This is a genomic window from Streptomyces verrucosisporus (assembly GCF_017114865.1).
Taxonomy (GTDB): Bacteria; Actinomycetota; Actinomycetes; order Streptomycetales; family Streptomycetaceae; genus Streptomyces; species Streptomyces fenghuangensis.
Window position 1 is genome coordinate 1 of the sequence record NZ_JADEYH010000019.1, and the last position, 24,660, is coordinate 24,660.

Annotated in this window: 25 protein-coding genes; 9 read left to right on the forward strand and 16 right to left on the reverse strand. The window is 75.9% G+C overall.

Annotated elements, in window-relative coordinates; all coding sequences use genetic code 11:
* Positions 1-53 precede the first annotated feature (53 nt).
* The 4 genes from IQ279_RS19485 to IQ279_RS19500 form a co-directional block, all read right to left on the reverse strand.
* Positions 54-1,757, reverse strand: a complete 1,704-nt coding sequence (locus tag IQ279_RS19485; RefSeq protein WP_206350181.1) for an L-aspartate oxidase — start codon at positions 1,755-1,757, stop codon at positions 54-56.
* Positions 1,758-1,762: 5 nt separating this feature from the next.
* The gene (panC, locus tag IQ279_RS19490; protein WP_206350035.1) at positions 1,763-2,674 is read right to left on the reverse strand and encodes a pantoate--beta-alanine ligase; all 912 of its coding nucleotides are present in this window, start codon (positions 2,672-2,674) and stop codon (positions 1,763-1,765) included.
* A 32-nt stretch (positions 2,675-2,706) separates the two neighbouring features.
* Entirely contained in the window at positions 2,707-3,618 is a 912-nt protein-coding gene (locus IQ279_RS19495; RefSeq protein ID WP_307792437.1) for a Rossmann-like and DUF2520 domain-containing protein, read from the reverse strand.
* Positions 3,619-3,769: 151 nt separating this feature from the next.
* Positions 3,770-3,982, reverse strand: a complete 213-nt coding sequence (locus IQ279_RS19500) for a hypothetical protein (protein WP_206350038.1) — start codon at positions 3,980-3,982, stop codon at positions 3,770-3,772.
* A gap of 98 nt (positions 3,983-4,080) precedes the next feature.
* Here IQ279_RS19500 and IQ279_RS19505 point away from each other — a divergent pair, with 98 nt between their 5' ends.
* Together IQ279_RS19505 and IQ279_RS19510 are read left to right on the forward strand one after the other, a co-directional pair.
* On the forward strand, positions 4,081-5,190 hold the full coding sequence (locus IQ279_RS19505; RefSeq protein ID WP_206350039.1) for a DUF5937 family protein: 1,110 nt from the start codon (positions 4,081-4,083) through the stop codon (positions 5,188-5,190).
* Between the two features lie 83 nt (positions 5,191-5,273).
* Positions 5,274-6,497, forward strand: coding sequence for a threonine aldolase family protein (locus IQ279_RS19510; RefSeq protein WP_206350040.1), 1,224 nt, complete (start codon positions 5,274-5,276; stop codon positions 6,495-6,497).
* 19 nt (positions 6,498-6,516) lie between these two features.
* Here the strand turns inward: IQ279_RS19510 and IQ279_RS19515 are convergent, their stop codons facing one another.
* From IQ279_RS19515 to IQ279_RS19530, 4 genes are all read right to left on the reverse strand, one after another.
* On the reverse strand, positions 6,517-7,203 hold the full coding sequence (locus IQ279_RS19515; RefSeq protein WP_206350041.1) for a response regulator: 687 nt from the start codon (positions 7,201-7,203) through the stop codon (positions 6,517-6,519).
* Positions 7,204-7,358: 155 nt separating this feature from the next.
* Entirely contained in the window at positions 7,359-8,585 is a 1,227-nt protein-coding gene (locus IQ279_RS19520) for a sensor histidine kinase (protein ID WP_206350042.1), read from the reverse strand.
* 36 nt (positions 8,586-8,621) lie between these two features.
* Entirely contained in the window at positions 8,622-9,695 is a 1,074-nt protein-coding gene (locus IQ279_RS19525) for an SAM-dependent methyltransferase (RefSeq protein ID WP_206350044.1), read from the reverse strand.
* Positions 9,696-9,703: 8 nt separating this feature from the next.
* Positions 9,704-10,798 (reverse strand): NADH-quinone oxidoreductase subunit D, encoded by a 1,095-nt coding sequence (locus IQ279_RS19530; protein ID WP_206350182.1) that lies wholly within the window; start codon positions 10,796-10,798, stop codon positions 9,704-9,706.
* A gap of 226 nt (positions 10,799-11,024) precedes the next feature.
* On the opposite strand from IQ279_RS19530, the gene IQ279_RS19535 reads away from it, so the two are divergent.
* On the forward strand, positions 11,025-11,567 hold the full coding sequence (locus tag IQ279_RS19535; protein ID WP_206350046.1) for a PH domain-containing protein: 543 nt from the start codon (positions 11,025-11,027) through the stop codon (positions 11,565-11,567).
* A 25-nt stretch (positions 11,568-11,592) separates the two neighbouring features.
* Positions 11,593-12,909 carry a PH domain-containing protein gene (locus IQ279_RS19540; protein ID WP_206350048.1) on the forward strand — a complete coding sequence of 439 codons (1,317 nt, stop codon included), beginning with the start codon at positions 11,593-11,595 and terminating at the stop codon, positions 12,907-12,909.
* Positions 12,910-12,959: 50 nt separating this feature from the next.
* Here the strand turns inward: IQ279_RS19540 and IQ279_RS19545 are convergent, their stop codons facing one another.
* Positions 12,960-14,207, reverse strand: coding sequence for a hypothetical protein (locus IQ279_RS19545; protein WP_206350050.1), 1,248 nt, complete (start codon positions 14,205-14,207; stop codon positions 12,960-12,962).
* Between the two features lie 234 nt (positions 14,208-14,441).
* Here IQ279_RS19545 and egtA point away from each other — a divergent pair, with 234 nt between their 5' ends.
* The 5 genes from egtA to IQ279_RS19570 all read left to right on the forward strand — a co-directional run bounded on the left by egtA (position 14,442) and on the right by IQ279_RS19570 (position 19,478).
* Positions 14,442-15,737 carry an ergothioneine biosynthesis glutamate--cysteine ligase EgtA gene (gene egtA, locus IQ279_RS19550; RefSeq protein ID WP_206350052.1) on the forward strand — a complete coding sequence of 432 codons (1,296 nt, stop codon included), beginning with the start codon at positions 14,442-14,444 and terminating at the stop codon, positions 15,735-15,737.
* Positions 15,738-15,814: 77 nt separating this feature from the next.
* Positions 15,815-17,143, forward strand: a complete 1,329-nt coding sequence (gene egtB, locus IQ279_RS19555) for an ergothioneine biosynthesis protein EgtB (RefSeq protein WP_307792447.1) — start codon at positions 15,815-15,817, stop codon at positions 17,141-17,143.
* Complete coding sequence (gene egtC / locus IQ279_RS19560; protein WP_206350056.1) at positions 17,144-17,959, forward strand: ergothioneine biosynthesis protein EgtC; 816 nt, start codon at positions 17,144-17,146, stop codon at positions 17,957-17,959. It begins immediately after the preceding gene.
* Positions 17,956-18,930 carry an L-histidine N(alpha)-methyltransferase gene (gene egtD / locus IQ279_RS19565; protein ID WP_206350058.1) on the forward strand — a complete coding sequence of 325 codons (975 nt, stop codon included), beginning with the start codon at positions 17,956-17,958 and terminating at the stop codon, positions 18,928-18,930. Before egtC ends, egtD begins: the two co-directional genes overlap by 4 nt.
* 80 nt (positions 18,931-19,010) lie before the next feature.
* Positions 19,011-19,478 (forward strand): hypothetical protein, encoded by a 468-nt coding sequence (locus IQ279_RS19570; RefSeq protein ID WP_206350060.1) that lies wholly within the window; start codon positions 19,011-19,013, stop codon positions 19,476-19,478.
* Between the two features lie 21 nt (positions 19,479-19,499).
* On the opposite strand, the gene IQ279_RS19575 is transcribed toward IQ279_RS19570, so the two are convergent.
* The 7 genes from IQ279_RS19575 to folE form a co-directional block, all read right to left on the reverse strand.
* Positions 19,500-20,711 carry an amidase family protein gene (locus IQ279_RS19575; protein ID WP_372445185.1) on the reverse strand — a complete coding sequence of 404 codons (1,212 nt, stop codon included), beginning with the start codon at positions 20,709-20,711 and terminating at the stop codon, positions 19,500-19,502.
* Between the two features lie 41 nt (positions 20,712-20,752).
* Positions 20,753-21,244, reverse strand: a complete 492-nt coding sequence (locus tag IQ279_RS19580; protein ID WP_206350062.1) for a DUF3180 domain-containing protein — start codon at positions 21,242-21,244, stop codon at positions 20,753-20,755.
* A 197-nt stretch (positions 21,245-21,441) separates the two neighbouring features.
* Positions 21,442-22,038 (reverse strand): 2-amino-4-hydroxy-6-hydroxymethyldihydropteridine diphosphokinase, encoded by a 597-nt coding sequence (gene folK / locus IQ279_RS19585; RefSeq protein ID WP_206350064.1) that lies wholly within the window; start codon positions 22,036-22,038, stop codon positions 21,442-21,444.
* Positions 22,035-22,394, reverse strand: coding sequence for a dihydroneopterin aldolase (folB, locus tag IQ279_RS19590; RefSeq protein WP_206350066.1), 360 nt, complete (start codon positions 22,392-22,394; stop codon positions 22,035-22,037). Before folB ends, folK begins: the two co-directional genes overlap by 4 nt.
* A 145-nt stretch (positions 22,395-22,539) precedes the next feature.
* Positions 22,540-23,037, reverse strand: coding sequence for a nuclear transport factor 2 family protein (locus tag IQ279_RS19595; protein ID WP_206350068.1), 498 nt, complete (start codon positions 23,035-23,037; stop codon positions 22,540-22,542).
* A complete protein-coding gene (gene folP / locus IQ279_RS19600) occupies positions 23,034-23,900 on the reverse strand; it encodes a dihydropteroate synthase (RefSeq protein WP_206350070.1) in 867 nt (288 codons plus the stop codon). Before folP ends, IQ279_RS19595 begins: the two co-directional genes overlap by 4 nt.
* Before the next feature lie 99 nt (positions 23,901-23,999).
* A complete protein-coding gene (gene folE, locus IQ279_RS19605; protein WP_206350072.1) occupies positions 24,000-24,605 on the reverse strand; it encodes a GTP cyclohydrolase I FolE in 606 nt (201 codons plus the stop codon).
* Between the last annotated feature and the right edge of the window lie 55 nt (positions 24,606-24,660).

The following is a 24,660-nucleotide window of genomic DNA, read 5'->3' on the forward strand; positions in this document are numbered from 1 at the left end:
CAACGGCACGGCCTTCGCAGCCGTCCGCGGCCCGGCGGCCGCGCGCGCGACGCTCACGGGGTCCCCCCGTCCATGACCGGGGGAAACGCCGTCGAGCCGGTCGTACGGACGACGAGGTCAAAGCCCTCCGCCGTGGGGCGCAGGGCGACGACCAGGTGCCGGCGCCAGGTCTCGTCGTCCCGTTCGGGATGGTCCTCGCGCCAGTGGCAGCCGCGGGTCTCGGTACGGCGCAGGGCGGCGGCGACCAGGACACCGGCGACGAGGTGGAGGTTGGCCGCCTCCCAGGTCTCGACCCCGGGCTCGGCCGGCTTGCCGGGCCCGGCTCCGGCCCGGCCCGGAGCCAGCGCCGCCAGCTCCCGCGCGGCCCGCGCCAGGCTGTCCGCGGAGCGCAGCACCCCGGCCCCGGCGGTCATGGTGCGCTGGATCGCGTACCGCGCCTCGGCCGGCGGCAGCGGGACGGTCCGCGTGGCCCCCGGGCCGCCGGGTTCGGCGGGCACCGGGACGCGCGCGGGGGTGCGGGCGATGTGGGCGGCGATCCGCTCGGCGAAGACCAGCCCCTCCAGCAGGGAGTTGGAGGCCAGCCGGTTGGCGCCGTGCACACCCGTGCAGGCGACCTCGCCGCACGCGTACAGGCCGGGCACGGTGGTGCGGCCCGACAGGTCGGTGCGCACCCCGCCGGAGGCGTAGTGCGCGGCGGGCGCGACCGGGACCGGCTCGGTGACCGGGTCGATGCCATGGGCCCGGCAGGCGGCGAGGATGGTGGGGAAGCGCTCGCTCCACATCCGTGCGCCGAAATGCCGGGCGTCCAGGTACATGCGGTCGGCGCCCTGCTCGCGCATCCGCCGCATGATGCCCTTGGCGACGATGTCGCGCGGGGCCAGCTCGGCCAGTTCGTGCTGCCCGGCCATGAAGCGCTCGCCGCCGGCGTCGACGAGGTACGCACCCTCTCCGCGCACGGCCTCCGACACCAGCGGCTGCTGGCCCTCGCTGTCCGGGCCCAGGTAGAGCACGGTCGGGTGGAACTGGACGAACTCCAGGTCGGAGACCTCCGCGCCGGCCCGCAGCGCCAGCGCGACGCCGTCGCCGGTGGAGACCGGCGGGTTGGTGGTGGCGGAGAACACCTGGCCCATGCCGCCGGTGGCCAGCACCACCGCCGGGGCGTGGACGGCGCCCACCCCGTCGTGCCGCCCCTCGCCCATCACATGGAGGGAGACGCCCGCGGCGTGCCCGCCGGCGTCCTTGAGCAGGTCCAGGACGAGGGCGTTCTCCACCGTCTCTATTCCGGCCTCGCGCACGGCCGCCACCAGGGCACGGGATATCTCCGCGCCGGTCGCGTCGCCGCCCGCGTGGGCGATGCGGCGGCGGTGGTGGCCGCCCTCGCGGGTCAGGGCGATCTCGCCGGTCCCGGCGGAGGTGTCGAACCGCGCCCCGGCGCCGATCAGCCGCCGTACCGCGTCCGGCCCCTCGGTGACCAGGGTGCGCACCGCCTCCTCGTCGCACAGGCCCGCGCCGGCGACCAGGGTGTCGTCCAGATGCTGGCCCGGGGTGTCGCCCTCGCCGAGCGCGGCGGCGATCCCGCCCTGCGCCCAGCGTGTGGAGCCGGCGTCCAGCCGGGCCTTGGTGACGATCACCGTCCTCCGGCCGGAGGCCGCGCAGCGCAGGGCGGCGGTCAGGCCGGCCACCCCGGAGCCGACCACCACCACGTCCGCCACGATGGCCCAGCCGGAGCGCGGCGCGTCCAGCCGCAGGCCTGTCATCCCGTTCACCGAACCCCTCCGGGGCGTCCGAGGCGCAGCCGGACGTTGTCGATCAGTCGTGTGGTGCCCACCCGCGCCGCCACCGCGAGCACGGCCTCGCCCTCGTACACGCCGGGCTCGGCCGGGATCTCCGTGAAGTGGGCCGGGTCCACCAGCGCCAGGTAGTCCGGCTCCAGCGGCGGCCGTGCCCGCCGGGCCCGCGCCAGTACGGCCTCGGCGGCCCGGCGTACCTCGCGCGGGCCCGCCCCGCCCGCGGCCACCGCGTCGCGTCCGGCGAACAGGGCGCGCGAGAGGGCCAGGGCGGTGGTGCGTTCGGCGGCCGACAGGTAGCGGTTGCGGCTGGAGAGGGCCAGTCCGTCGGGTTCGCGCACGGTGGGCACGCCCTCGATCTCCACGGGGAAGTTCAGGTCACGGACCATCCGGGTGATCAGGGCGAGCTGCTGGGCGTCCTTCTCCCCGTAGAGCGCCAGGTCGGGGGCGGTGAGGTGGAGCAGTTTGGCGACGACGGTGAGCATCCCGTCGAAGTGGCCGGGGCGGCTGGCGCCCTCCAGTCGCTCGCCCATCGGGCCCGCGCCGATCCTCACCTCCGGTTCCCCGCCGGGGTAGACCTCCTCCACCGGCGGCGCGAAGACGGCGTCGGCGCCGGCGCCCGCGGCCACCACGACGTCCGCGTCCAGGGTGCGCGGGTAGCGGTCCAGGTCCTCGCCCGCGCCGAACTGCAGCGGGTTGACGAAGACGGTGACCACCACCTGCCCCTCGGGCCCGGCCTTCTCGCGGGCGGCGCGGACCAGGGCCGCGTGGCCCTCGTGCAGGGCGCCCATCGTCATCACCACCGCCCGCCGCCCCCGGCGCGGCAGTGCGCGCAGCCCGGCGGCGGTGTGCAGGACGGGCACGGGTGTGGGTGCGGGCTCGGGCACGGCTGGGCTCCTGTGGTCGGCGGTCGGTCCGGTCACCGGGTGTCCCCGTCGGAGAGGACCTCCAGCAGGTCCTCGGCCAGTTCCGGCCTGAGCAGCCCGCCGGCCAGGGCCCGGTCGGCGGTGGTGCGGGCCATCGCGAGGTAGCCCGACACCGCATGCGGGGCATGGCGGCGCAGCTCGGTGACGTGGGCGGCGACCGTGCCCGCGTCGCCCCGGGCGACCGGGCCGGTCAGCGCGGCGTCGCCGGAGCGCAGGGCGTTGTCCAGGGCCGCGCCGAGCAGCGGGCCGAGCATCCGGTCGGGTGCGCCGACCCCGGCGGTGCGCAGCAGTTCCATGGCCTGGGCGACCAGTGTGACCAGGTGGTTGGCGCCGAGGGCCAGGGCCGCGTGGTAGAGCGGGCGGGCCTCCTCGGCGACCCACTCGGGCTCCCCGCCCATCTCGATGACCAGCGCCTCGGCGGCCAGCCGCAGCTCCTCGGGCGCGGTGACGCCGAAGGAGCAGCCCGCCAGCCGCTGTACGTCCACGGGCGTGCCGGTGAACGTCATCACCGGGTGCAGCGCCAGCGGCAGGGCCCCGGCCCGGGTGGCGGGGCCGAGGACGGCGGTGCCGTAGCGGCCCGAGGCGTGCGCCAGGAGCTGGCCGGGGCGTACGGCGCCGGTCTCGGCCAGGCCCGCGGCCAGGCCGGGCAGGGCGTCGTCGGGGACGGTGAGCAGGACGAGGTCGGCGCGGGCCAGTACCTCGGCGGGCTCCACCAGCGGCACCCCCGGCAGCAGGGCATCGGCCCGTCGGCGGGAGGCGTCGGAGACGCCGGAGGCGGCCACCGGGCGGTGCCCGGCCAGGGCGAGGGCCGCGGCCAGGGCGGGGCCGACGCGGCCCGCGCCGACGACGCCGACGGTCAGGCGCGCGGGACGGTCCCCGGCGGCACCGGAGGGGGGTTGGTTCACGTGGTTTCGGCCTTCCGTTCCAGTCCGCAGGACCCGGTACCGGACGATTACCGCCATGCTACGCGGACCCGCCGGTTCCCCGTTCCGCCCGCCCGCGGGCCGGGACGGGGAACCGGGCCCGGCCCCTGCGCCCCGCCGGCCGGCGGCGGGTTCAGCAGGGCTCGCGCCTGCGCCGGGCCGGCAGCGCCCGGCGCAGGCGTGTGAGGAGCGGTACGGCGGGGCGGCGGCCGGTCCGGGCGTCCAGGAGCGCGTCCCGGAACTCCCGGGCGGCTCGCGGGTCGGTCAGGCCGGGCAGGGGCGGCGGCTCCTGCCCCTGCGCGGCGGCGCGGTACTGGGCGAGTGCGTACTCGGCTTGGAGGCTCATGCCCCCACGCTGCGCCCGTCCGCGGCGGCCGGGCACGCGGATTGACCCCGGCCGTCAATCGACGGCCCGGAGCGGCCGCCGGAGGGAAGGATGGCCGCATGAGCGTGGTCATCGACGTCACCGGCCTGCCCGACGAGCACTTCGTCTTCTCCCCCTCCCCGCTGGCGGAGCTCAGCGCCGCCCTGCACGCCCTCTCCGAGCCCTCGCACCACCCCGGGCTGCACAGCTGGACCACCACGACGCTCGCCGGGCTGGAGCCGGACCTCGCCGGGCGGCTCTCCGAGGCGGACATCCTGTGGCGCTCCACCCGCTCCGACATCCTGCTGCCCAGCCGCCCCCGGCCCGGCGCCACGCTCGCCGAGGAGCTGGACCACGTCGACGCGATGGACGACGAGCGGTACGTCCAGGCCGCGCTGGAGATCAACTGCTCCGCCGACTACGGCGAGGGCGGACCGTCCCCGCTGGTCGACGAGGCGGCCCGGCGGCGGGCCCTGGAGCGGGCCGCCGCGCGCGGGCCGGGGCAGCTCGGCTTCGTACGGCACCTGCTGGCGGACCCGCCCTCCGTGCGGTCCTGGATACGGCGGCTGCTGGAGGACTGCGACCGGGCGTTCTTCGCCGACGCCTGGCAGCGGGTGCGCGGGCAGCTCGCCGCCGACGCCCGGCACAAGACGGACCTGCTGCGGCACAAGGGGCTGCCCGAGGCGCTGGCCGCCGCGTCCCCCGCGATCGCCGTGGAGGAGGACGGCGACGGGCGGCGCCTGGTCGTCGACAAGCTGGCGCAGAGCCGGACGACGGCGGTGGATCCGGCGGTCGGGCCGGGGGTGACCCTGGTGCCCACCGCCTTCGGCCGGCCGCACCTGGTGGTGCTGCACGCCCCCGGCTGGCGGCCGGTGATCGAGTACCCGGTCGCCTCGCGCGAGCTGCGCGCGAGCCCTGACTCGGTGGAGGTGATGGAGCGCCGGCTGGAGGCCCTGGCCCACCCGGTGCGGGTCCGGCTGTGCCGCAGCCTGGCCCGCGCCCCGTACACCACGGGCGAGCTGGCGAGCGGGCTGGGGATCACCGCTCCGGAGGTCTCCCGGCACCTGAAGGTGCTGCGGAACGCGGGCCTGCTGACGACGCGCCGGCACGGGCGGTACGTGCAGCACCGCCTTGACGTCACCGTCGTGGCGCGGCTGGGCAGCGACTTCCTGGAGGCGGTGCTGCGCTGAGCCCGCGCCGAACCGGCGGGTCCGGCGGGTCCGGCGGGGAAAAGAGCGGCGCCCGACCCGCGCGGTGGGGGATCATCGGGGGCATGACAGCCGACGAGGGAACCGGGGAAGCAGAGGAAGCGCACGGGGGTTTCGAAGCCGGGCCCGCCGAGGACGCCCTGGACTCCGACGCCGAGCGGGCCCGCAGGCTCGCGGCGTGGACCGCGGCGCGGCGGAAGCTCTCCGACGGCCCGGTGGACGGAACGATCGCCGGCCGGCTGGCCCGGCTCGTGGAGGAGGGCGCCGGGGTCTGCGACCTCGACGGCAGCCCCGACATCTACGGCGACGGGATCGTCGCCCGTCTGGAGGAGCGCACCGCCGCCGTGCTGGGGACCGAGGCCGCCGCGTTCTTCCCCACCGGCACCATGGCCCAGCAGGTCGCCCTGCGCTGCTGGGCCGGACGCACCGGCAGCCCGGTCGTCGCCCTGCACCCGATGGCGCACCCCGAGCGGCACGAGCGGGGCGCGCTGGGGCTGCTGAGCGGGCTGAGCACCGTGCACCCCACCGCCGAGCCGCACCCGCCCACCGCCGGGGAGGTGCGGGAGCTGGAGGAGCCCTTCGGCACGCTGATGCTCGAACTCCCGCTGCGCGAAGCCGGTTTCGTGCTGCCCACCTGGGACGAGCTGGTGGCGGTGGTGGAGGCCGCGCGGGAGCGGGACGCGGTGGTGCACTTCGACGGCGCACGGCTGTGGGAGTGCGCCGCGCACTTCGGGCGTACGCTCCCGGAGATCGCCGCCCTGGCCGACAGCGTGTACGTCTCCTTCTACAAGTCCCTGGGCGGCCTCTCGGGCGCCGCCCTGGCCGGTCCCGCCGACTTCGTGGCGCAGACGCGCGCCTGGCGGCACCGCTACGGCGGGCAGGTCTTCCAGCAGTGGCCCGCCGCGCTGTCCGCCCTGGTGGGACTGGAGCGGGAGCTGCCCCGGCTGCCGGAATACGTCGCACGGGCCGGGATGGTCGCGGCGGCGCTGCGGGAGGAGCTGGCGGAGGCCGGGGTGCCGTGGTTCCGGATCCATCCGGCCGAGCCGCACACCCACCAGTTCCAGGTGTGGCTGCCCTACGGCGCCGACGGTCTGACGGAGGCGGGGGTGCGGCAGGCGGAGGAGGAGGGGACGGTGCTGTTCCGCGTCTGGGAGGCGCCGGGCACGCCCGGCCCGCCCGGAACGGCCGTGGCCGAGGTGACGGTGGGCGCCCCGGGGCTGCGCTGGGGGCCGCGGGACGTGCGTGACGCGCTGTACGGCTTCCTCGCCCGCGTCCCGGAGCGGGGCTGATCCGAAAGGATCCGGCCGCTCAGGCGCCCCTGCCGCCCGCCCGCACCAGCCCCGTCTCGTACGCCAGCACCACCGCCTGCACCCGGTCGCGCAGTTCCAGCTTGGTGAGGATGCGGCCCACGTGCGTCTTGACGGTGGCCTCCGAGAGCACCAGGCGCCGGGCGATCTCGCCGTTCGACAGCCCCTGGGCGACCAGCAGCAGCACCTCGTGCTCGCGGTCCGTCAGCCGCTCCAGCTCCTTGGGCACGGACCGGTCGGAGGCGGCGGGCAGCAGGGAGGCGAAGCGGTCGAGGAGGCGGCGGGTGGTGGAGGGCGCGACCACCGCGTCGCCGCTGTGGACGGCGCGGATCGCGGCCAGCAGCTCGCCCGGCGGCACGTCCTTGAGCAGGAATCCCCCGGCCCCGGCCCGCAGGGCGGAGAAGGCGTACTCGTCGAGGTCGAAGGTGGTCAGGATCAGCACCCGGGGGCTGCCGGGACCTCCCTCGCCCCCCTCGCAGATGCGGCGGGTGGCCTCGACCCCGTCGAGGCGGGGCATCCGCACGTCCATCAGCACCACGTCCACGGCCGTGGCGCGGAGCCTGGCCAGCGCCTCGGCGCCGTCCCCGGCCTCGGCGACGACCTCCATGTCGGGCTGGGCGTCCAGCACCATGCGGAAGCCGGTGCGCAGCAGCGCCTGGTCGTCGACGAGCATCACACGGACGGTCATGGTCTCCCCTGAGGCGGTTTCGTGGGGCGGTGGAACGGGGGCGGGCGGGCGGCGGACGGCAGCGGGCGGGCGGCGGACGGCAGCGGGCGGTGCGGCGGTGAACGCTCCGGCGGCGGACGGTCCTGTGGCGGACGGAGCGCTCCGCGCGGGCCCGTTCACACGGCGCTCTTCAGCGGCAGCACCGCGCTGATCCGGAAGCCGCCCCCCGGCCGCGGCCCGGCGTCCAGGCTGCCGCCGACCATGCCGACGCGCTCGCGCATGCCGATCAGTCCCTGGCCGAGCCCGTCCAGCCCGCCGACCTCGTACAGCTCGCGCTGCGCGCCGCGGCCGTCGTCCTCGGCCAGCAGGGTCAGGTCGTCGGCGCCGTAGGTCAGCCGCACCGTCGCGCCGACGTCGGGGCCGCCGTGCTTGCGGGTGTTGGTCAGCGCCTCCTGCACGATGCGGTACGCGGTCAGTTCGACGCTGCTGGGCAGCGGGCGGGGGGTGCCCTCGATACGGAAGTCCACGGTCAGGCCCGCGCCGCGCACCTGCTCGACGAGGTCTGCGAGCTGTTCGACACCGGGCTGGGGCACGTACTCGCCGCCCTCGGAGTGCTCCCCGGTGCGCAGCACGCCCAGCAGTCTGCGCATCTCCGACAGCGCCTGGCGCCCGGTGCCGGAGATGGTCTCCAGCGCCTGCCGGGCCTGCTCGGGCGCGGTGTCCATGACGTAGGCGGCGCCGTCGGCCTGGACGACCATCACCGAGACGTTGTGCGCGACCACGTCGTGCAGCTCGCGCGCTATCCGGGCCCGCTCGGCCGCGACGGCGACCTTGGCCTGCGCCTCGCGCTCGCGCTCCAGGCGGGCGGCCCGCTCCTCCAGCTGCGCGTAGTAGGCGCGCCGGGTGCGCAGCGAGTCGCCCAGCACCCAGGCCAGCAGGAAGGTGGCGGTGAGGAAGACCGTGCCCAGCACCACGGTGGTGGTGCCCTGGCCCTCGTTGGGCCAGCGCAGGGTGTGGACGGTGGGCGCGGTCAGTGCGCCGGCGAGGGCGAGGCGGGAAGCCCAGCGGACGTTGCGGGAGGCGTTGGTGAAGACGATCACCAGCAGGGCGAAGTTGGCCGGCACCGGGAACGCGCCCGTCACCACCTCGGCCAGCCCCGCCCCGGCGGCCAGCAGCAGCATCTTCTCCGGCGCCCGGCGCCGCAAGGTCACCACGGTGCACAGGACCAGGACGATCGGGACGGAGGCGGCCTGCTGGACGTCCCCCTGCCCCAGCGACTCGGCCGACGGCGGATGCGTCATGATCCCCACGAGCCACACGGCCGACATCACCAGCAGGACGGCGGCCCACGCCCCGTCGACGAGGGTGGGATGCCTGCGTAGGAACTCGTAGAGCCGGTGCACATAACCCAGCGTAGGCAGGCCGGGTACACGCGGGGGTCAACCGGACGGCCGATCCCCCGTCTCCCCGTGTACTCCCCAGGGTGGAGGCAGCGGGATCCCGCGGGGCTGGAGCAGCCAGGTGAAGGCGCCCAGGCCCGCCGGGTCGGTCAGCTCGGCGGCCTCACCGGCGCGCCCCAGCAGCCGTACGTACGCGGCCGGGTCCTGCGACGCCAGGGCGAGCGGCGGCCGCCCGCCGCTCACGCCCAGGGCGCGCAGCGCCTCGCGCTGGGAGAGCGCCAGCCCCGGGCCGGTCGCCGGGGCGCCGGCGCGCTCGGCCGCCGCCGCGCACGCGTCGAGGGCGACATGGGCGGTCAGGTCGCACCGGCCGTCGGGGACGGGCCGCACCTCGCGGCCCTCCCGGTAGCCGGTGAGCGTGCCCAGCGGGGGGCGGGCGGCGCGGGTGTGGGCGTAGTCGACGGCGACGGCCAGCCCGCGGTCCAGGCAGGACACCGCCCGTGCCCAGGCCGCGTCGCGGGGACCGCCGATCTCCGCGCGCAGCCCCGGCTCGGGCGGCAGCGGCCACCAGCGGTCCAGCCACCGGGCGTCCCCGCCGCTCACCGGCTCGCCCGGGTGCTCGGTGCCGTCGGCCTCGACCAGGACGTACCGGGGGACGCCGTCCCCGCCGGTCTCGGCGATGTCCAGGGGGACGTCGTCCAGCCACTCGTTGGCGAACAGCAGCCCGGCCGCGCCGCACGGTGGTTCGGCGGACCAGGCGACGGCCGGGTCGAGTCCTTCCGGCCGGGGAGCGCGTTCGACGGCATGGGGGCGTACCCGGGCGGCCAGTGAGCCGGGCTGCCCGGACAGCGCCGCCAGTACGCCGGTCAGCAGTTCGCCGCGGCCGGCGCCGTAGTCGATCAGCGCCAGTTCGGCGGGGTGCCCCAGCACCTCGTCCACGCGCCGCAGCAGCTCGGCCACCGCGCCCGCGAACAGCGGCGAGGCGTGCACGGAGGTGCGGAAGTGGGCGGCGGGGGCGTGGCGTACGAAGAAGCCCTCCGGGCCGTAGAGCGCCTCCCCGGCCGCCTCCCGCCAGCGTCGCGCGCCCCCCGCCGTTCCTCCTGTCGCCCCCGCCACCCGCCGTCTCACTTGTCGATGTCGCCGACGACGAAGAACATCGACCCCAGGATCGCCACCATGTCGGACACCAGCGTGCCCGGCAGCAGTTCGGAGAGCACCTGGACGTTGTTGTACGAGGCCGAGCGGAGCTTGAGCCGGTACGGGGTCTTCTCCCCCTTGGACACCAGGTAGTAGCCGTTGATGCCCAGCGGGTTCTCCGTCCAGGCGTAGGTGGCGCCCTCCGGGGCCTTGAGCACCTTGGGCAGCCGCTGGTTGACCGGGCCGGGCGGCAGCTCGGCCAGGCGGTCCAGGCAGGCGTCGGCGAGGTCGAGGGAGTTGCGGGTCTGCTCCAGCAGCACCTCGAAGCGGGCCAGGCAGTCCCCCTCGGGGCGGGTGACGACCCGCAGCACGTCCGCCAGCTCCCCGTACGCCAGGTAGGGCTCGTCCCGGCGCAGGTCGAAGTCCACGCCGGAGGCGCGGGCGATGGGGCCGCTCACCCCGTACGCGTGGACGGCCTCGGGGGCGAGCACGCCCACGCCGCGGGTGCGGCCGCGGAAGATCTCGTTGCCCAGGACGAGCCGGTCGTAGATGCCCAGCTTCGCGCGGACGGCGGCCACCGCCTGCCGGGTGCGGCCGGGCCAGCCCGCCGGGAGGTCCTCCTTCAGGCCGCCGACCCGGTTGAACATGTAGTGGATGCGCCCGCCGGAGACCTCCTCCATGACGCGCTGGAGGTCCTCGCGCTCGGTGAAGGCGTGGAACATGGGCGTGATGGCGCCCAGCTCCAGCGGATAGGAGCCGAGGAACATCAGGTGGTTGAGGACCCGGTTCAGCTCCGCCAGCAGGGTGCGCGCCCACACGGCGCGCTCGGGGACCTCCATGCCCAGCATCCGCTCGACGGCCATGACGACGCCGAGTTCGCTGGAGAAGGCCGACAGCCAGTCGTGGCGGTTGGCCAGGACGATGATCTGCCGGTAGTCGCGCGCCTCGAACAGCTTCTCCGCGCCCCGGTGCATGTAGCCGACCACCGGCTCGGCCGAGCCGATCCGCTCCCCGTCCAGTACGAGCCTCAGCCGCAGTACGCCGTGGGTGGAGGGGTGCTGGGGGCCGATGTTGAGCACCATGTCGGTGCTCTCCGCCGCGCCGCCGACGCCGACGGTGGTCACGGCCGCGGTGTTCCCCCCGGGCCCGGGGCGCTCGGCGGACGCGGCGGGCACGGCGGACTCGGCGGTGCTACCGGGATCGCTCATGGCTCTCAGTCTGGCAGCTCCGCCGGGAGGAGCGCCGCCCTCTCCCCTCTCCTCCCCGCGGCGGATACGCACTGTCACCACCGCCGCCTACCCTTGCCGTATGAGTCAGCTGACAGGGGGATCGTCCGGCGGGGAGGCCGGGCGGGCCGGACACGCCGGGGAGGCCGGGAGGCCCGAGGACGCCGGGCGGTGGCGCGGCGTCGAGCGCGGGCTGCTGCGGATGCGCAGGACGCTGCTGACGGCCGTGTCCGTGCCGCTCGTCGCGGTGCTGGGCCCGGTCCTGTGGCTGGCCGCCGGTCCGTGGTGGGCCGTGCTCGCCGCGGCGCCGGCGGCGGTCGCGCTGTGGGGATGGGGGGCGATCGCCCGCAACTGGGCCTCCTGGCGGTACTCCGAGCGCGACGACGACCTGCTGATCGAACGCGGGGTGGTGTGGCGCGGGCTGACCGTCGTGCCCTACGGCCGGATGCAGCTGGTGGAGGTCACCTCGGGGCCGCTGGAGCGGCACTTCGGGCTGGCCCGGGTGCAACTGCACACCGCCGCGGCGACGACCGACGCACACATACCCGGACTCGCCCCCGAGGAGGCCGAGCGGCTGCGCGAACGGCTCACCGAGCTGGGCGAGGCCCGTTCGGCGGGGCTGTGACGGGCCCGGCCGCGAGGGGGTTGTGATGGCACTGCTCCAGCGCCCCGAGGGCAGGCGGCTGCACCCGGTCACCCCGTGGCGGCGTGCGTGGGCGCCGATGGCCGCGCTGTTCGCCTTCGCCGCGCAGGACCCGGAGCGGGCCCGGCAGGGCGTGGAGTCCCTGACGGCCGGCCGGCTGCTGGCGGTCCTCGCGCTGCTGCTGCCGGCGGCGGCCGCGTACGGCTTCCTGTCCTGGTGGATGACGAGCTACACGGTCACCGAGACGGAGCTGCGCATCCGCACCGGCCTGCTGTTCCGGCGCGTGGCCCACATCCGTCTGGACCGCCTCCAGGCGATCGACGTGGGGCGCCCCCTGCTGGCCCGTGTTGTGGGCGTGGCCAAGCTCAAGCTGGACGTGGTCGGCACGGACAAGAAGGACGAGCTGGCGTTCCTGGGCGAGCGGGACGCCGTCGCGCTCCGCGCCGAGCTGCTGGCGCGGGCCGCGGGGATGGCGCCCGAGGCGGCCGCGGAGGTGGGCGAGGCGCCCGCCCGGGAGCTGGTGCGGGTCGGCACGCGGATGCTGGTGGTCTCACTGCTGCTGCTCGGCAGCGTCTGGGGCTCGCTGGCCGCGGCGCTGGCGGTGCCCTTGCTGATCTGGTGGGCGAGCGGCAGCCTCTGGCCCGCCCTGGCGGTGGCGGTGCCGCTGCTCAGCGGTGTGTGGCGCAGCGGTGTGGGCCGTTTCCTCACCGAGTTCGACTGGGTCGTCGCCGAGTCACCGGACGGGATACGGCTGGACCACGGGCTGCTGGACCGCGCCCACGCCACCGTCCCGCCCGGCCGTGTCCAGGCCGTCCGGATCGTCGAGCCGTGGCTGTGGCGGCGGCGCGGCTGGGTCCGGGTGGAGCTGGACGTGGCCGCCGGGGGCAACGAGGGCGGCCTGCTGCTGCCGGTCGCCACCCGCGAGACGGCCCGGGGCGTACTGGCACGGGTGCTTCCCGGCCTCGACCCGGCCGAGGCGGCGGCGTCCCTGGTCCCGGTGCCGCGCCGGGCCCGCTGGGTCGTCCCGCTGTGGTGGCGGGGATACCGCCACGGGGTGACGCAGACGGTGTTCGCCTCCCGCAAGGGGCTGCTGTGCCGCACGCTGTCGCTGGTCCCGCACGCCAAGGTGCAGAGCGTCCGTCTCACCCAGGGCCCCTGGGAGCGGGCCTTCAAACTGGCGGACGTCCACGTCGACCACGGCGCGAACGGCACGGTGGCGGCCCGGCTGCGGGCGGTGGAGGAGGCCCGTGCGGTGGTGGCCGCCCAGGCGGGGCGCTCCCGCACCGGGCGCCGCCGGGCGCGCCCGGAGCGCTGGCTCACGTAGGCGCGCCGGACGGGCGCGCGAGAGGCGCGAGAGGCAAGGGGGCCGGCGGATCAGGCTGACCGGGCGCGGCGCAGGCCCCTGACCAGCCCCGCCGTCCGCGGCGTGCCGCCCGCTCCCCTGCCACCGGCCCCCTTGCCACCGGCCCCCTTGCCGCCGTCTCCGGCCGTGGGAGCGGAGCCCCCGTCCTCGCTCTCGTCCTCGCCGGGCTCGCCCAGGTCGATGACCTTGCCCGCGACGGCGGGCGGGGGAGTCCGGGCCGGGACCTCGGGGGCTGTGCCGGGAACGGGGGCGTCACCGGGGTCGCCCGGGCGGGCCGGGTCGTCCTCCTGGTCGGAGGACGGTCCGGCCGCGGGGCTCTGCGTCCCCGGCGTCCTGCGCCGCTTCCGGGTGCCCTGGGTGCCGAAGAAGTCGAATCCGCCGCGCCTGGGGGTGCCGCTCCCGCGGCCTTCGGAGCTCTGCCTCTGCCCGTGCGGCTCCCCCGCCCCCGCCGTACCGCTCTGCCGCGGCCGCGGTGCCTGCCGCGCCGCCTGCTCCGGCGGGGCCTGCCGGGGCTGCTCGCCCCGCTGGGGCTGCCGGCCCTGCCCAGCCTGCCGGGCCTGCTGGGCCTGCTGGGCCTGCTGGGAAGGAGCGCCCGGCTCCGGAGCCGGTACGGCCGCGGCCCCGTCCCGCATCTCCCCCGCCTCGCGCTCCGCGCGCTCCCGCTGCCGGGCGGCGTTGAGCCGCAGCCGCCTGAGCGCCTCGTCCGCCTGGAGGTAGGTGAGGGGTGTGGGCGCGCCGGACGCCCTGCGGTGGTCGGCGGCCCCGGTGGTGAGCGCCTTCGCGGGCCCGGCGGTCTCCAGGGCCAGCTGCCGCCGCCCTTCCAGGGCGCTGGCCCGCTCGGTCTCGGCGGTGGCGTACCGGCGCAGCAGCGCGGCATGCTCGGTGCGCAGCCTCTCCAGCTCGGCGCGCTTGCTCCGGAGCGTGTCCTCCGCCTTCCGGCGGATCTCCAGGGACTCCTCCAGCTCGGTCTCCAGCTCGGCCTGGCGTTCCTCGGCCCGCCACTCGGCCGTGGCCCTGGCCGCCCTGACCTCGCCGACCCGTCGGCCGGCCTCGCGGTCCCACCGCCGCAGCAGCACGGCCCCGGTGACGGCGGCCGCCGCGGCCGCGGCGGCCAGGAGGCGCAGTGTCACCGCCTCCGTATCGCCCACGTCGCCGACCAGCCAGGAGACCGCCGCGCTGACGAGCGCGGCGGCCACCACGGCGGACGGCGCGAGCATCCGGTGCAGGGGCGGCGCGTGGCGGTGGCGTCCTCGTGGCATGGCCTGGAATTTACCCTGTGCGCCGCCTCCGGAGAGGTCTCCGTCCGTATTCGTTGTGCGTTCGCAGTCCAACCGAATGCCGTGGCTTACCGGACCGCGCTCGCGGGTACGGGCGGACAGCGAGCAGACGGCCACGCCACAGCCGTCCGCCCGTCCTTGCAAGGCGGACGTCCCGGACGACACCGGCAGGGTGATTGCGCGCGGTACCGGCCGCATCCGAGGAGGCAGGGCCCCATGGCGTACGGAGAACCGGACGAGAGCGGCGGGAGCGGACTGCTGACCGAGGACGCCGCCGAGGCGCGGATCGCGGAGAGATGCTTCAGAACCGGTCCTCCCCGCCGCGTCGGCGTGGAACTGGAGTGGCTGGTACACGACCGGGACGACCCACGAAGCGCCCTGTCGGCCGAGCGCCTCACCGGCGCCGTGGCCCCACTGGAGCCGCCCGGCGGCCTGCCGGGCGGGAGCGCGCTGACCCGCGAGCCGGGCGGGCAGCTCGAACTCAGCTCCGCCCCGGCCGACTCCCTGAACGAGTGTCTGGCGGCCGTGGCGGCCGATCTGGAGGTCCTGCGGCAGGCCGTGGAGTCGTCCGGACTGCGGCTCGTCGGCCGCGGTGTGGACGACATCCGCCCGCTCGGCCGGGTGCTGGACCATCCCCGGTACCGGGCGATGGAGTCCTTCTTCGCCCGTTCGGGCCCGTGGGGCCGGGTGATGATGTGCGGGACCGCGTCGGTCCAGGTGTCCCTGGACTCCGGTGACGACACCGCGGACACCTCGGGTTTCCGCCTCCGCTGGGAACTGGCACACCGCCTCGGCCCGGTGCTGGTGGCGGCCTTCGCCAACTCCCCGTTCTGGCGGGGCCGCCCCTCGGGCTGGCGCTCGACCAGGCAGGCGGTCTGGGCACGCCTCGACCCGGGCCGCACCCGCACACCACGCGGCGGCGACCCCCGTACGGCCTGGGCCCGCTACGCGCTGGACGCGGAGCTGATGTGCCTGCGCCGCTCCGGTACCGACTGGGCGGCGCCGCCGGGGCTGAGCTTCCGCGCCTGGCTGCGTGATCCGCGCGGGGAGCGGCCTCCCACCGCCGGGGACCTGGACTACCACCTCAGCACGCTGTTCCCGCCCGTCCGACCGCGTGGCTGGCTGGAACTGCGGATGATCGACGCCCAGCCCGGTGACGGCTGGATCGTACCGACCGCGGTCGCCGCCGCCCTGCTGGACGATCCCCTCGCCGCCGACGCCGCGCTCGCGGCCACCGAGTCCCTCGCCCCGCCCGGGGAACCGCCCGCCACGGCCGTGTGGCTGCGCGCGGCCCGGCTCGGCCCCGCCGCTCCGGAACTGGGCAAGGCCGTACGGGCCTGTTTCACCGCCGCCGAGGCCGCCCTGGCCCGGGCCCGGGTGTCCGCCGGGGTGCGCGACGCCGTGGACCGCTTCGCCGAGCGCTACGCGGACCGCGACCGCTGCCCCGCCGACGACCTGCTGGACACCGTCCGCCGGAACACGGCGGCCGCACACCGGAAGGAGACGAAGTGAAACACGACCACGGCGGCCCCGCCGGCGCCACGGCGACCGCCGCCACCGCCCAGGCCGCTTCCCCGCCCGAAACCGATGTGCGGGCCCGGGCACTGGAGGCACTCGGGGCCGCGCGGCGCAGGACACTGGCCCTGACCGACTGCCTCGACGACGAGGAGCTGATGGCCCAGCACTCGCCCCTGATGTCCCCGCTGGTCTGGGACCTGACCCATGTGGGCAACCAGGAGGAGATCTGGCTGCTGCGCGAGGTCGGCGGCCGGGAGCCGCTACGCGCCGACCTCGATCCGCTCTACGACGCCTTCCGCAACCCCCGCGCCGACCGCCCGGCGCTGCCCCTGCTGCGCCCGCCGGAGGCCCGGCGCTACATCACCGAGGTGCGCGAGCGGGTGCTGGGGGTACTGGCCGAGTCCCCGTTGGAGGGCTCGCCCCTGCTGGAGAACGCCTTCGTCTTCGGCATGACCGCCCAGCACGAGCAGCAGCACTGCGAGACGATGCTGGCCACCCACCAGCTGCGCCGGGGCCCCGCGGTACTCGACGCCCCCGCGCCGCCGGCGGCTCCCGCCGGCGGCGCGGACCTGCCGCGCGAGGTACTGGTGCCCGGCGGCACGTTCACCATGGGCACCTCCACCGATCCCTGGGCGCTGGACAACGAACGGCCCGGTCACACCGTGGACGTGCCCGCCTTCCATCTGGACACCGTCCCGGTCACCTGCGGCGCGTACCAGGAGTTCATCGACGACGGCGGATACGGCGACCCCCGCTGGTGGACTTTGGAGGGCTGGACGTACCGGCGGGAGGCGGGGCTGTCCGCCCCGCTGTTCTGGGAACGCCGCGACGGCGTCTGGCTGCGCCGCCGCTTCGGCCGCACCGAACCGGTGCCGCCCGACGGGCCCGTGATGCACGTGTGCTGGTACGAGGCCGACGCGTACGCCCGTTGGGCGGGCCGCCGGCTGCCCACCGAGGCCGAGTGGGAGAAGGCCGCCCGCCATGATCCGGCCACCGGCCGTTCGCTGCGTCATCCCTGGGGGGACGCCGAGCCGACCCCTGAGCTGGCCAATCTCGGCCAGTGGCACCTGCGGCCCGCTCCGGCCGGTGCGTATCCCTCGGGGGCCGCGCCGTGCGGGGCGCGGCAACTGCTCGGCGACGTGTGGGAGTGGACATCCTCCGACTTCACCGGCTACCCCGGCTTCGCCGCCTTCCCTTACCGGGAGTACTCCGCGGTGTTCTTCCCCGGTGGGCCGGGCGGACCTGCCGGGTACAAGGTGCTGCGCGGTGGCTCCTTCGCCGCGCACCCGGTCGCCTGCCGCGGCACCTTCCGCAACTGGGACCTCCCCGTCCGGCGGCAGATCTTCTGCGGTTTCCGCACCGCCCGGGATGCCGCCCCCGCGGAAGACGGAGGCCGGTAGATGTGCCGCCATCTGGCCTATCTGGGCCCCCCGCTGAGTCTGCGCGAGCTGCTGGTCGACCCGCCCGGGGGCCTGTACACCCAGTCCTGGGCCCCTCGCAGACAGCGGTACGGCACCGTCAACGCCGACGGTTTCGGCATCGGCTGGTATCCGGAGGACGGGGCGCCGCCCGCGCGCTACCGGCGTGCGGTGCCGGTGTGGGCCGACGGCAACCTGACCGACCTGGCCCGTACCGTGCGCAGTGGCGCGGTGCTGGCGGCGGTCCGCTCGGCCACGCCGGGCACCACCCAGGACGAGTCGGCCGCGGCGCCGTACCGGGACGGGCGGTGGCTGTTCAGCCACAACGGCGCCGTACCCGACTGGCCCCGGGCGCTGACCGGGCTCGTGGGGGACCTGACGGCCGCGGACCTGCTGGCGGTGGAGTCCCGCTGCGACTCCGCACTGCTGTGGCTCCTGGTGTGCCACCGCCTGCGGGCCGGGCGGTCCGCCGGGCCGGCGCTGGCCGACGTCGCCGCGCGGACCGCGCGGGCGTGCCCGGAGGCACGGGTGAACCTGCTCCTCACCGACGGCCGGAGCATCACCGCGACCCGTTGCGGCGACACCCTGTGGTACCGCACGGCGCCCGGTGCCGTGCTCGTCGCATCCGAGCCCTCCGGTCCGTCGGGCGGGGAACCTTCCGGCGGGGGCGGCTGGCGGGAGGTCCCCGAGTACTCCCTGCTTCGGGCCACGGCGGAGAGCGTCGAGATCACCCCGCTGCCCGCCACGCCCGCTCCCCGCCCCGCCCCTCCCCCGTCCGAGAGGATGCCCACCGCATGACGTCCCGGTTCACCCTCGACCGCCGGCTCCCCGAGCGTCACCTCGCCGACTCGCTGCGCGCCGACGTCCTCGCCGGGCTGACCGCGCCGCCCAGGACCCTGCCGCCCAAGTGGTTCTACGACGCCCGCGGCAGCAAGCTGTTCGACGAGATCACCCGGCTGCCCGAGTACTACCCGACCCGCGCCGAACGAGAGGTCCTGCGACTGCGCGCGGCCGAGATCGCGGAGCTCACCGGCGCCCGCACCCTGGTGGAACTCGGCTCGGGGTCCTCGGACAAGACCCGCCTGCTCATCGACGCGCTCCTGCGCCGCGGGACCCTGGAGGGATACGCACCCGTCGACGTCAGCGAGTCCGCCCTGTCAGCGGCGGGCGAGGCGCTGTGCCACGAGTATCCCGGGCTGCGCATCGCGGCCACCGTCGACGACTTCGGCGACCGTCCACACCTGCCGACCGGTCCCGGCCCGCGGCTGGTCGCCTTCCTGGGCGGCACCCTGGGCAACCTCGGCACGGCGGAGCGCGCCGCCTTCCACGACCGGCTGCGTTCCTCCCTCGGCCCGGGGGACGCCCTGCTGCTCGGCGCGGACCTGGTCAAGGACGAGGACGTCCTGGTGCGTGCCTACGACGACGCGCGGGGGATCACCGCGGAGTTCAACAGGAACGTGCTGCGGGTGCTCAACCGCGAGCTGGGCGCCGACTTCGACCCCGGTTCCTTCGACCATCTGGCCCTGTGGAACCGGCAGGAGGAGCGCGTGGAGATGCGGCTGCGGTCCCGTACCGAGCACACCGTGACCCTGCCCGCACTCGGTGTGAAGATCTCCTTCGCACGCGGGGAGGAGGTACGCACGGAGATCTCGGTGAAGTTCCGCCGCGCCGGACTGACCGGGGAACTGCGTCGGCACGGCTTCACGGTGACCCGCTGGTGGACCGACGCCCAGGAGCGTTTCGCCCTGCTGCTGGCCGTGCCCCGCTGACATGCCGGACTGACATGCCGGACTGACATGCCGGCGGGCCGGGAGGGTACCCGGGGCGCCCCGACCGGAAGGAGACAGCGATGCGTCCACTGACCCAGGGACTGGTGGCCGGGTCCGTCGGCACGGCCGCTCTCAACATCACGACCTACGGAGACATGCTGCTGCGGGCACGGCCCGCCAGCTCCGTGCCCTCCGAGGTCGTCGACCGGCTCGCCGAGCGCACCGGTGTCGGGCTGGGCGGGGGCGAGGAGGCGTCGAACCGCAGGGAAGCGGCCGGGGCACTGCTGGGCTTCGTCACCGGCCTCGGCGTCACCGCGGCCTACACGCTGGTGAGCGGCCGCAGGCGGACGCCGCCCGTATCGGTGACCGCGCCGCTGCTCGGAGCCGCCGCCATGGCCGGCAGTGATGTGGCCGCCACCGCGCTCGGTGTCACCGATCCCCGTTCCTGGAGCCGCTCCGCATGGCTGTCGGACATCGTGCCGCACCTGGTGTACGGCCTCGCCGCAGGCGCGACGCTCCGGGCGCTGCGGGGGCGCGCCCCCCGGTGACGGAGCCGCCCGGCGGACGGGTCATCCCTCTCCGCCGGGCGCCCGCACCACCAGGCCCGCGCCCTCGGCCGCCCGCACCACCGAGGCGAGCCGCGCCTCCCCTCCCCTGGCGGCCGTGATCTGGAGCCCGGCCGGGCAGCCGTCACCGGTGAAACCCGCCGGAACGCTGACCGCCGGGTGGCCGCTGAGATTGAAGGCCCAGGTCAGTGCCGTGCTGTACCGGTCGCCCGGTCCGTCGTGGCCGTGAGGCCGGTTGGGGGTGGCCGGGGTCAGCAGCAGCCGGTCGCCGGCGAGGAGCGCGTCCAGACGCGCGTCGTTCTCCGCCCGGGTCCGCTCCGCCGCCGCCCGGTCCCCGTCCGGGGCTCGCAGGGCGAGCCACGCCGGGCCGGGATCCAGCAGCACGGCGTCCCCTTCCGGCCCCTCCGGGGGTTCCAGGCGTACGGAGCCCGCCGCGGCCAGCCGTTCCGCCGCCGCCCTCGCCACCCGGACGACATCCGGGTCGCTCTCCGCAAACCCCAGGTCCGGCGACCACACCGCCGCCACCGGCTCGCCGACTCCCTCTCCGGTGTTCTGGGCGGGTACGCCGGACACGCACTCCAGCCATGCCGCGAGGTCCGCGGCGCACCGGACGAGGACACCGGGCGCGGCCAGACCCGAGCGGTCCGCCACGGGCAGCAGCCCGTTGGTCGTCTTCAGCCCGAGCACCCCGCACCACGCGGCCGGGATGCGCACCGACCCGGCGCCGTCGGTGCCGGTGGCCATCGGCACCATCCCGGCCGCGACCGCCGCCGCCGAACCGGCGGACGAGCCGCCGGGCGACCGGTCCGGCCGCCAGGGGTTGGCGGTACGGCCGCCCGCGCCCAGGCCCCAGGTCCGCCACGGCGTACCGGGCCCGGGCACGGAGGTCGCGCCGACCGCCACGCAGCCGGCGGCCAGCAGCCGCCGGGCGGGCCCGGCCCGTACCCCGGCCGCGCCCTTAGCGCCGGTCTTCACCCCGATGGGCACCCCGGCCAGCGGCAGCCGCTCACCCGCCGCGACCCGGCGGTCCACCTCCGCCGCCCGCGCCCGCGCCCGGTCCGCCCACACCTCGCGGAAGGCGCACAGCGACGGCTCCAGCCGGGCGATCCGGGCCAGTGCCGCCTCCACCATCTCGGCGGCGGACACCTCACGCCGTGCCACGGCCCGGGCCAGCGCCACCGCCGACAGCCGCGCGTACCCGTCCTCGTCCGTCACCGCTTCCCCCCACCGCTCCTGGCCCGCGCGGGCGGTACGGCTCAGACCGTCTCGGCCGCCGGGGGCGGGGGCTCCTCGTCGTCCTCCGGAAGCCTGCACACCCGCTGCAGGAAGACGGCCGCCGCCACCACCGCCGCGCCCGCCAGCACCGACAGGCCCGCGTAGACCGCCTGGTCCCGGCGTGCGGGCACGTCCATCGCGCCGAAGAGCAGATAGACGCCCGCGCCGCCGTACGCGCCCGCGGCCAGGGCGGCCACCAGCGCGCTGGCCTGCCCGAGGACGACGGCGCGGGCGGCCATCATCGGCTCCACGCCCTTCGCGCCGGGCCGCCGCTCGCGCTGGGCGCGCAGCCGGGCGCGGATCGACAGCGCGGTGGCTGTCAGGACCGTGGCGATCACCGCGAGCACGATCGGGGCCGCGACGGGCACGGCGGGCAGGGTGCCCAGCGCGTCCCACATCCGGGCCCCTGCCCAGGACAGCACCAGCGCGAGCGCGAAGATACCGGCCAGCGTTCTGATCCGTAGTTCCCTCACGGGACTCCCCACGTCACTCGGCGCTCCCCGAGGGGGCGCCGCCCAAACAGCACCGTCGAAACCGCGTCGAAGCCGCGTCGAAGCCGTTGCGGCCGCCGTTGAGGAACCTTGCCCGTACGGCACCGTCCACACTCCCGGACCCGCCGGGGGCCTGCCGGAGCCGGCGGCTCCGGCAGGCCCCCGGCGGCCCATGCCGGTCAGTCCGGCAGGCTCAGTTCCAGGTCCTCCCGGCGTGCCACGCCCTCCCGGCCCACGGCGCCCAGCAGGTCGGCCACCGGACCGTGCCCGGGGACCTCGGCCCCGGGGTCCACATCGTGCCACGGCGCCAGGACGAAGGCGCGCTCGTGGCACCGGGGGTGCGGCAGCGTCAGCTCCGGGTCGTCGGAGACGACGTCCTGGTACGCCACGATGTCCACGTCGATCGTCCGCGGGCCCCAGTGCTCGTCGCGGACCCGTGCGTAGGCCTCCTCGATGGCGTGGGCCCGCTCCAGCAGCGAACCGGGCGGCAGGGTGGTTTTGAGCAGGACGACGGCGTTGAGGTAGGAGGGCTGGCTGCCCGGCTCCACGCCCCACGGCTCGGTCTCGTACACCGGGGAGACCGCCCTGACCCGCACTCCCGGGGTCTCCTCCAGCGCGTCGATCGCTCCCTGGAGCGTCTCCATGCGGTTGCCCAGGTTGCTCCCGAGCGCCACGACGGCGCGCTTGGGGTTGTGCAGGGTCACATCGGCGGCGTCCACCTGGTGCACCACCGAGGCGGGCACCGGCTGTACGGTCGGGTCGCTGTTCGGCGTCATACGCGGCTCCGCTTGATGGTGATGGTCACGTCGTCGAACGGGACGGTGACGGGGGCCTCGGGCTTGTGGACGGTGACCTCCACCTCGCGCACCACGTCGTGCGTCAGGCACTGGTCGGCGATCCGCTGGGCGAGGGTCTCGATCAGGTCGACAGGCTCGCCGCCGACGATCGCGGCGACCTCCTCGGCGACGATGCCGTAGTGCACCGTCTTCGTGAGGTCGTCGTCCGCGGCCGCGGGGCGGGTGTCCAGGCCCATCGCCAGGTCCACCACGAAAGTCTGTCCCTGCTCCCGTTCCCGCTCGAACACCCCGTGATGCCCGCGGATCCTCAGTCCGCGCAGCGCGACACGGTCCACGCGCTCTCACTCCCGTCGGTCGTACGGATGCGGCGGTGGGCCGGCGGCCTCCACGCCCCGCACCCAGGTGTCCGGTGGGACCGGCGCCGGATCTCGGCCGGCGCCGGTCCCACCGGACACGGGAGCCACTCTCTCAGATCGGTGTTCAGAGCACGGTCCCGCCCTCGCCGTCGACACCGTCGATCCCCTCGCCCCCGCCGTCCTCGTCGTCGTCCTCGTCCTCGACGAGCACCGGGGAACCGTGGTGCGCCCACACCCGCCACCGGCCGCCCTCCGCCCTGCGGAAGACGTTGGTGGCGACCACCAGCCCGCCGACCAGTGGCCCGGCCGAGCCGTCCTCCTCGGCGGGGCCGCCGCTGAGGATGTTCTCGGTGCAGGTGACCAGGGCGGTGTCGCCGGCCACGGAGACCTCGACGTCGGTCAGGAAGAACTGGATGTACTCGGTGTTGGCCATGATCAGCGCGTACGAGCGCAGCACCTCGTCGCGTCCGGTGAGCACCGGCCAGCCCGGGTGCACGACGCTGACGTCGTCGTGCAGCCAGGTCTCGGCCAGGGCGTCCAGGTCGCCGCGCTCCACCGCGTCGTACAGCGCGGCGTTGGCCGCCTCCACGGCCTCGACGTCCGTACGGGCCTCTCCGCTCACCTGGCTCCCTCCAGGGCCCGGGCCACCCGGACCGCGTCCGCGCTCGCCCGCACCTCGTGCACCCGTACCGCCCAGGCGCCCTCGCGCGCCACGAGCGCCGAGACCGCGGCGGTGGCCGCGTCCCGCTCCCGGGCGGGCGGCACCTCGCCGCCGTCGCCCGCCAGCACCCGGCCCAGGAACCGCTTGCGGGAGGCGGCGACCAGCACCGGCCGTCCCAACTCGCGGCGCAGCCGGGCGGTGGCGTCCACCAGGGCCAGATCGTGGGCGGCCTGCTTGGCGAAGCCCAGCCCGGGGTCGACGACGATCCGCTCCGGGGCGATCCCGCCGGCCACCGCCTGCTCCAGAGCGTCGTGCAGCTCGCCGATCACCTCGGTGACGGTGTCGGTGTACACGGCCCTGTCGTTCATGTCGATGCTCTGGCCGCGCCAGTGCATCACCACGTACGGCACCCCGGCGGCGGCGACCACCGGGACCATGCGCGGATCCGCGCGCCCGCCGCTGACGTCGTTGACCAGCCGGGCGCCGGCTTCCACCGCCTGCTCGGCGACGGACGCCCGCATGGTGTCCACGCTGATGACCACGCCCTCCCGGGTCAGTTCGCGGACCACCGGGACGACCCGGCGCAGCTCCTCGGCCTCGTCCACACGGGTCGCGCCGGGCCGGGTGGACTCGCCGCCCACGTCGACCAGGTCGGCGCCCTCGGCGACCAGGGCCAGACCGTGCTTGACCGCGGCACCGGTGTCGAACCAGCGGCCTCCGTCGGAGAAGGAGTCCGGCGTGACGTTCACCACGCCCATGACCGCGCACCGGTCCCATGCCGGCAGTCCGGCCACTTCCCCGCGGGGGACGCGCAAGGTACTCATGCGCTCCAGCGTAGGCGCTCCGAGGACGGCTCCCCGCCACCGCCCCGTCGGGCGGCGCGCGGCCGGTCGGCGGTCAGCGGGCGGCCGGTCGGCAGTCGGTCAGCGGGCCATGATCAGGCTCATCGCCTCGGCCCGGGTGGCGGAGTCGCGGAGCTGGCCGCGGACCGCGGAGGTGATGGTCTTGGCCCCGGGCTTGCGGACGCCGCGGACCGTCATGCACATGTGCTCGCACTCGATGACGACGATCACACCGCGCGCCTCCAGGATCTCCATCAGGGAGTCGGCGATCTGCGTCGTCAGACGCTCCTGGACCTGGGGGCGGCGGGCGAAGACCTCCACCAGCCTGGCGAGCTTCGACAGGCCGGTGATCTTGCCGGAGTCGGCCGGGATGTAGCCGACGTGCGCCACCCCGTGGAAGGGCAGCAGGTGGTGCTCGCAGGAGGACAGCAGTTCGATGTCCTTGACCAGCACCATCTCGTCGTGGCCGAGGTCGAAGGTGGTGGTCAGCACGTCCTCCGGCCGCTGCCGCAGGCCCGCGAATATCTCCCGGTACGCCCGGGCCACCCGGGCCGGGGTCTCGCGCAGGCCCTCGCGGTCGGGGTCCTCGCCGACCGCGATGAGCAGCTCCCGTATGGCGTTCTCGGCACGCTTCTCGTCGAACTCTCCGACGGGACCCTCGCCCTCCAGCGTCACCGGGTCGATCATGTGGTCCTCTTTCTCGATTGCGGATGGCGAAAAGCCGCGCCCCTCCGGTAGTCAA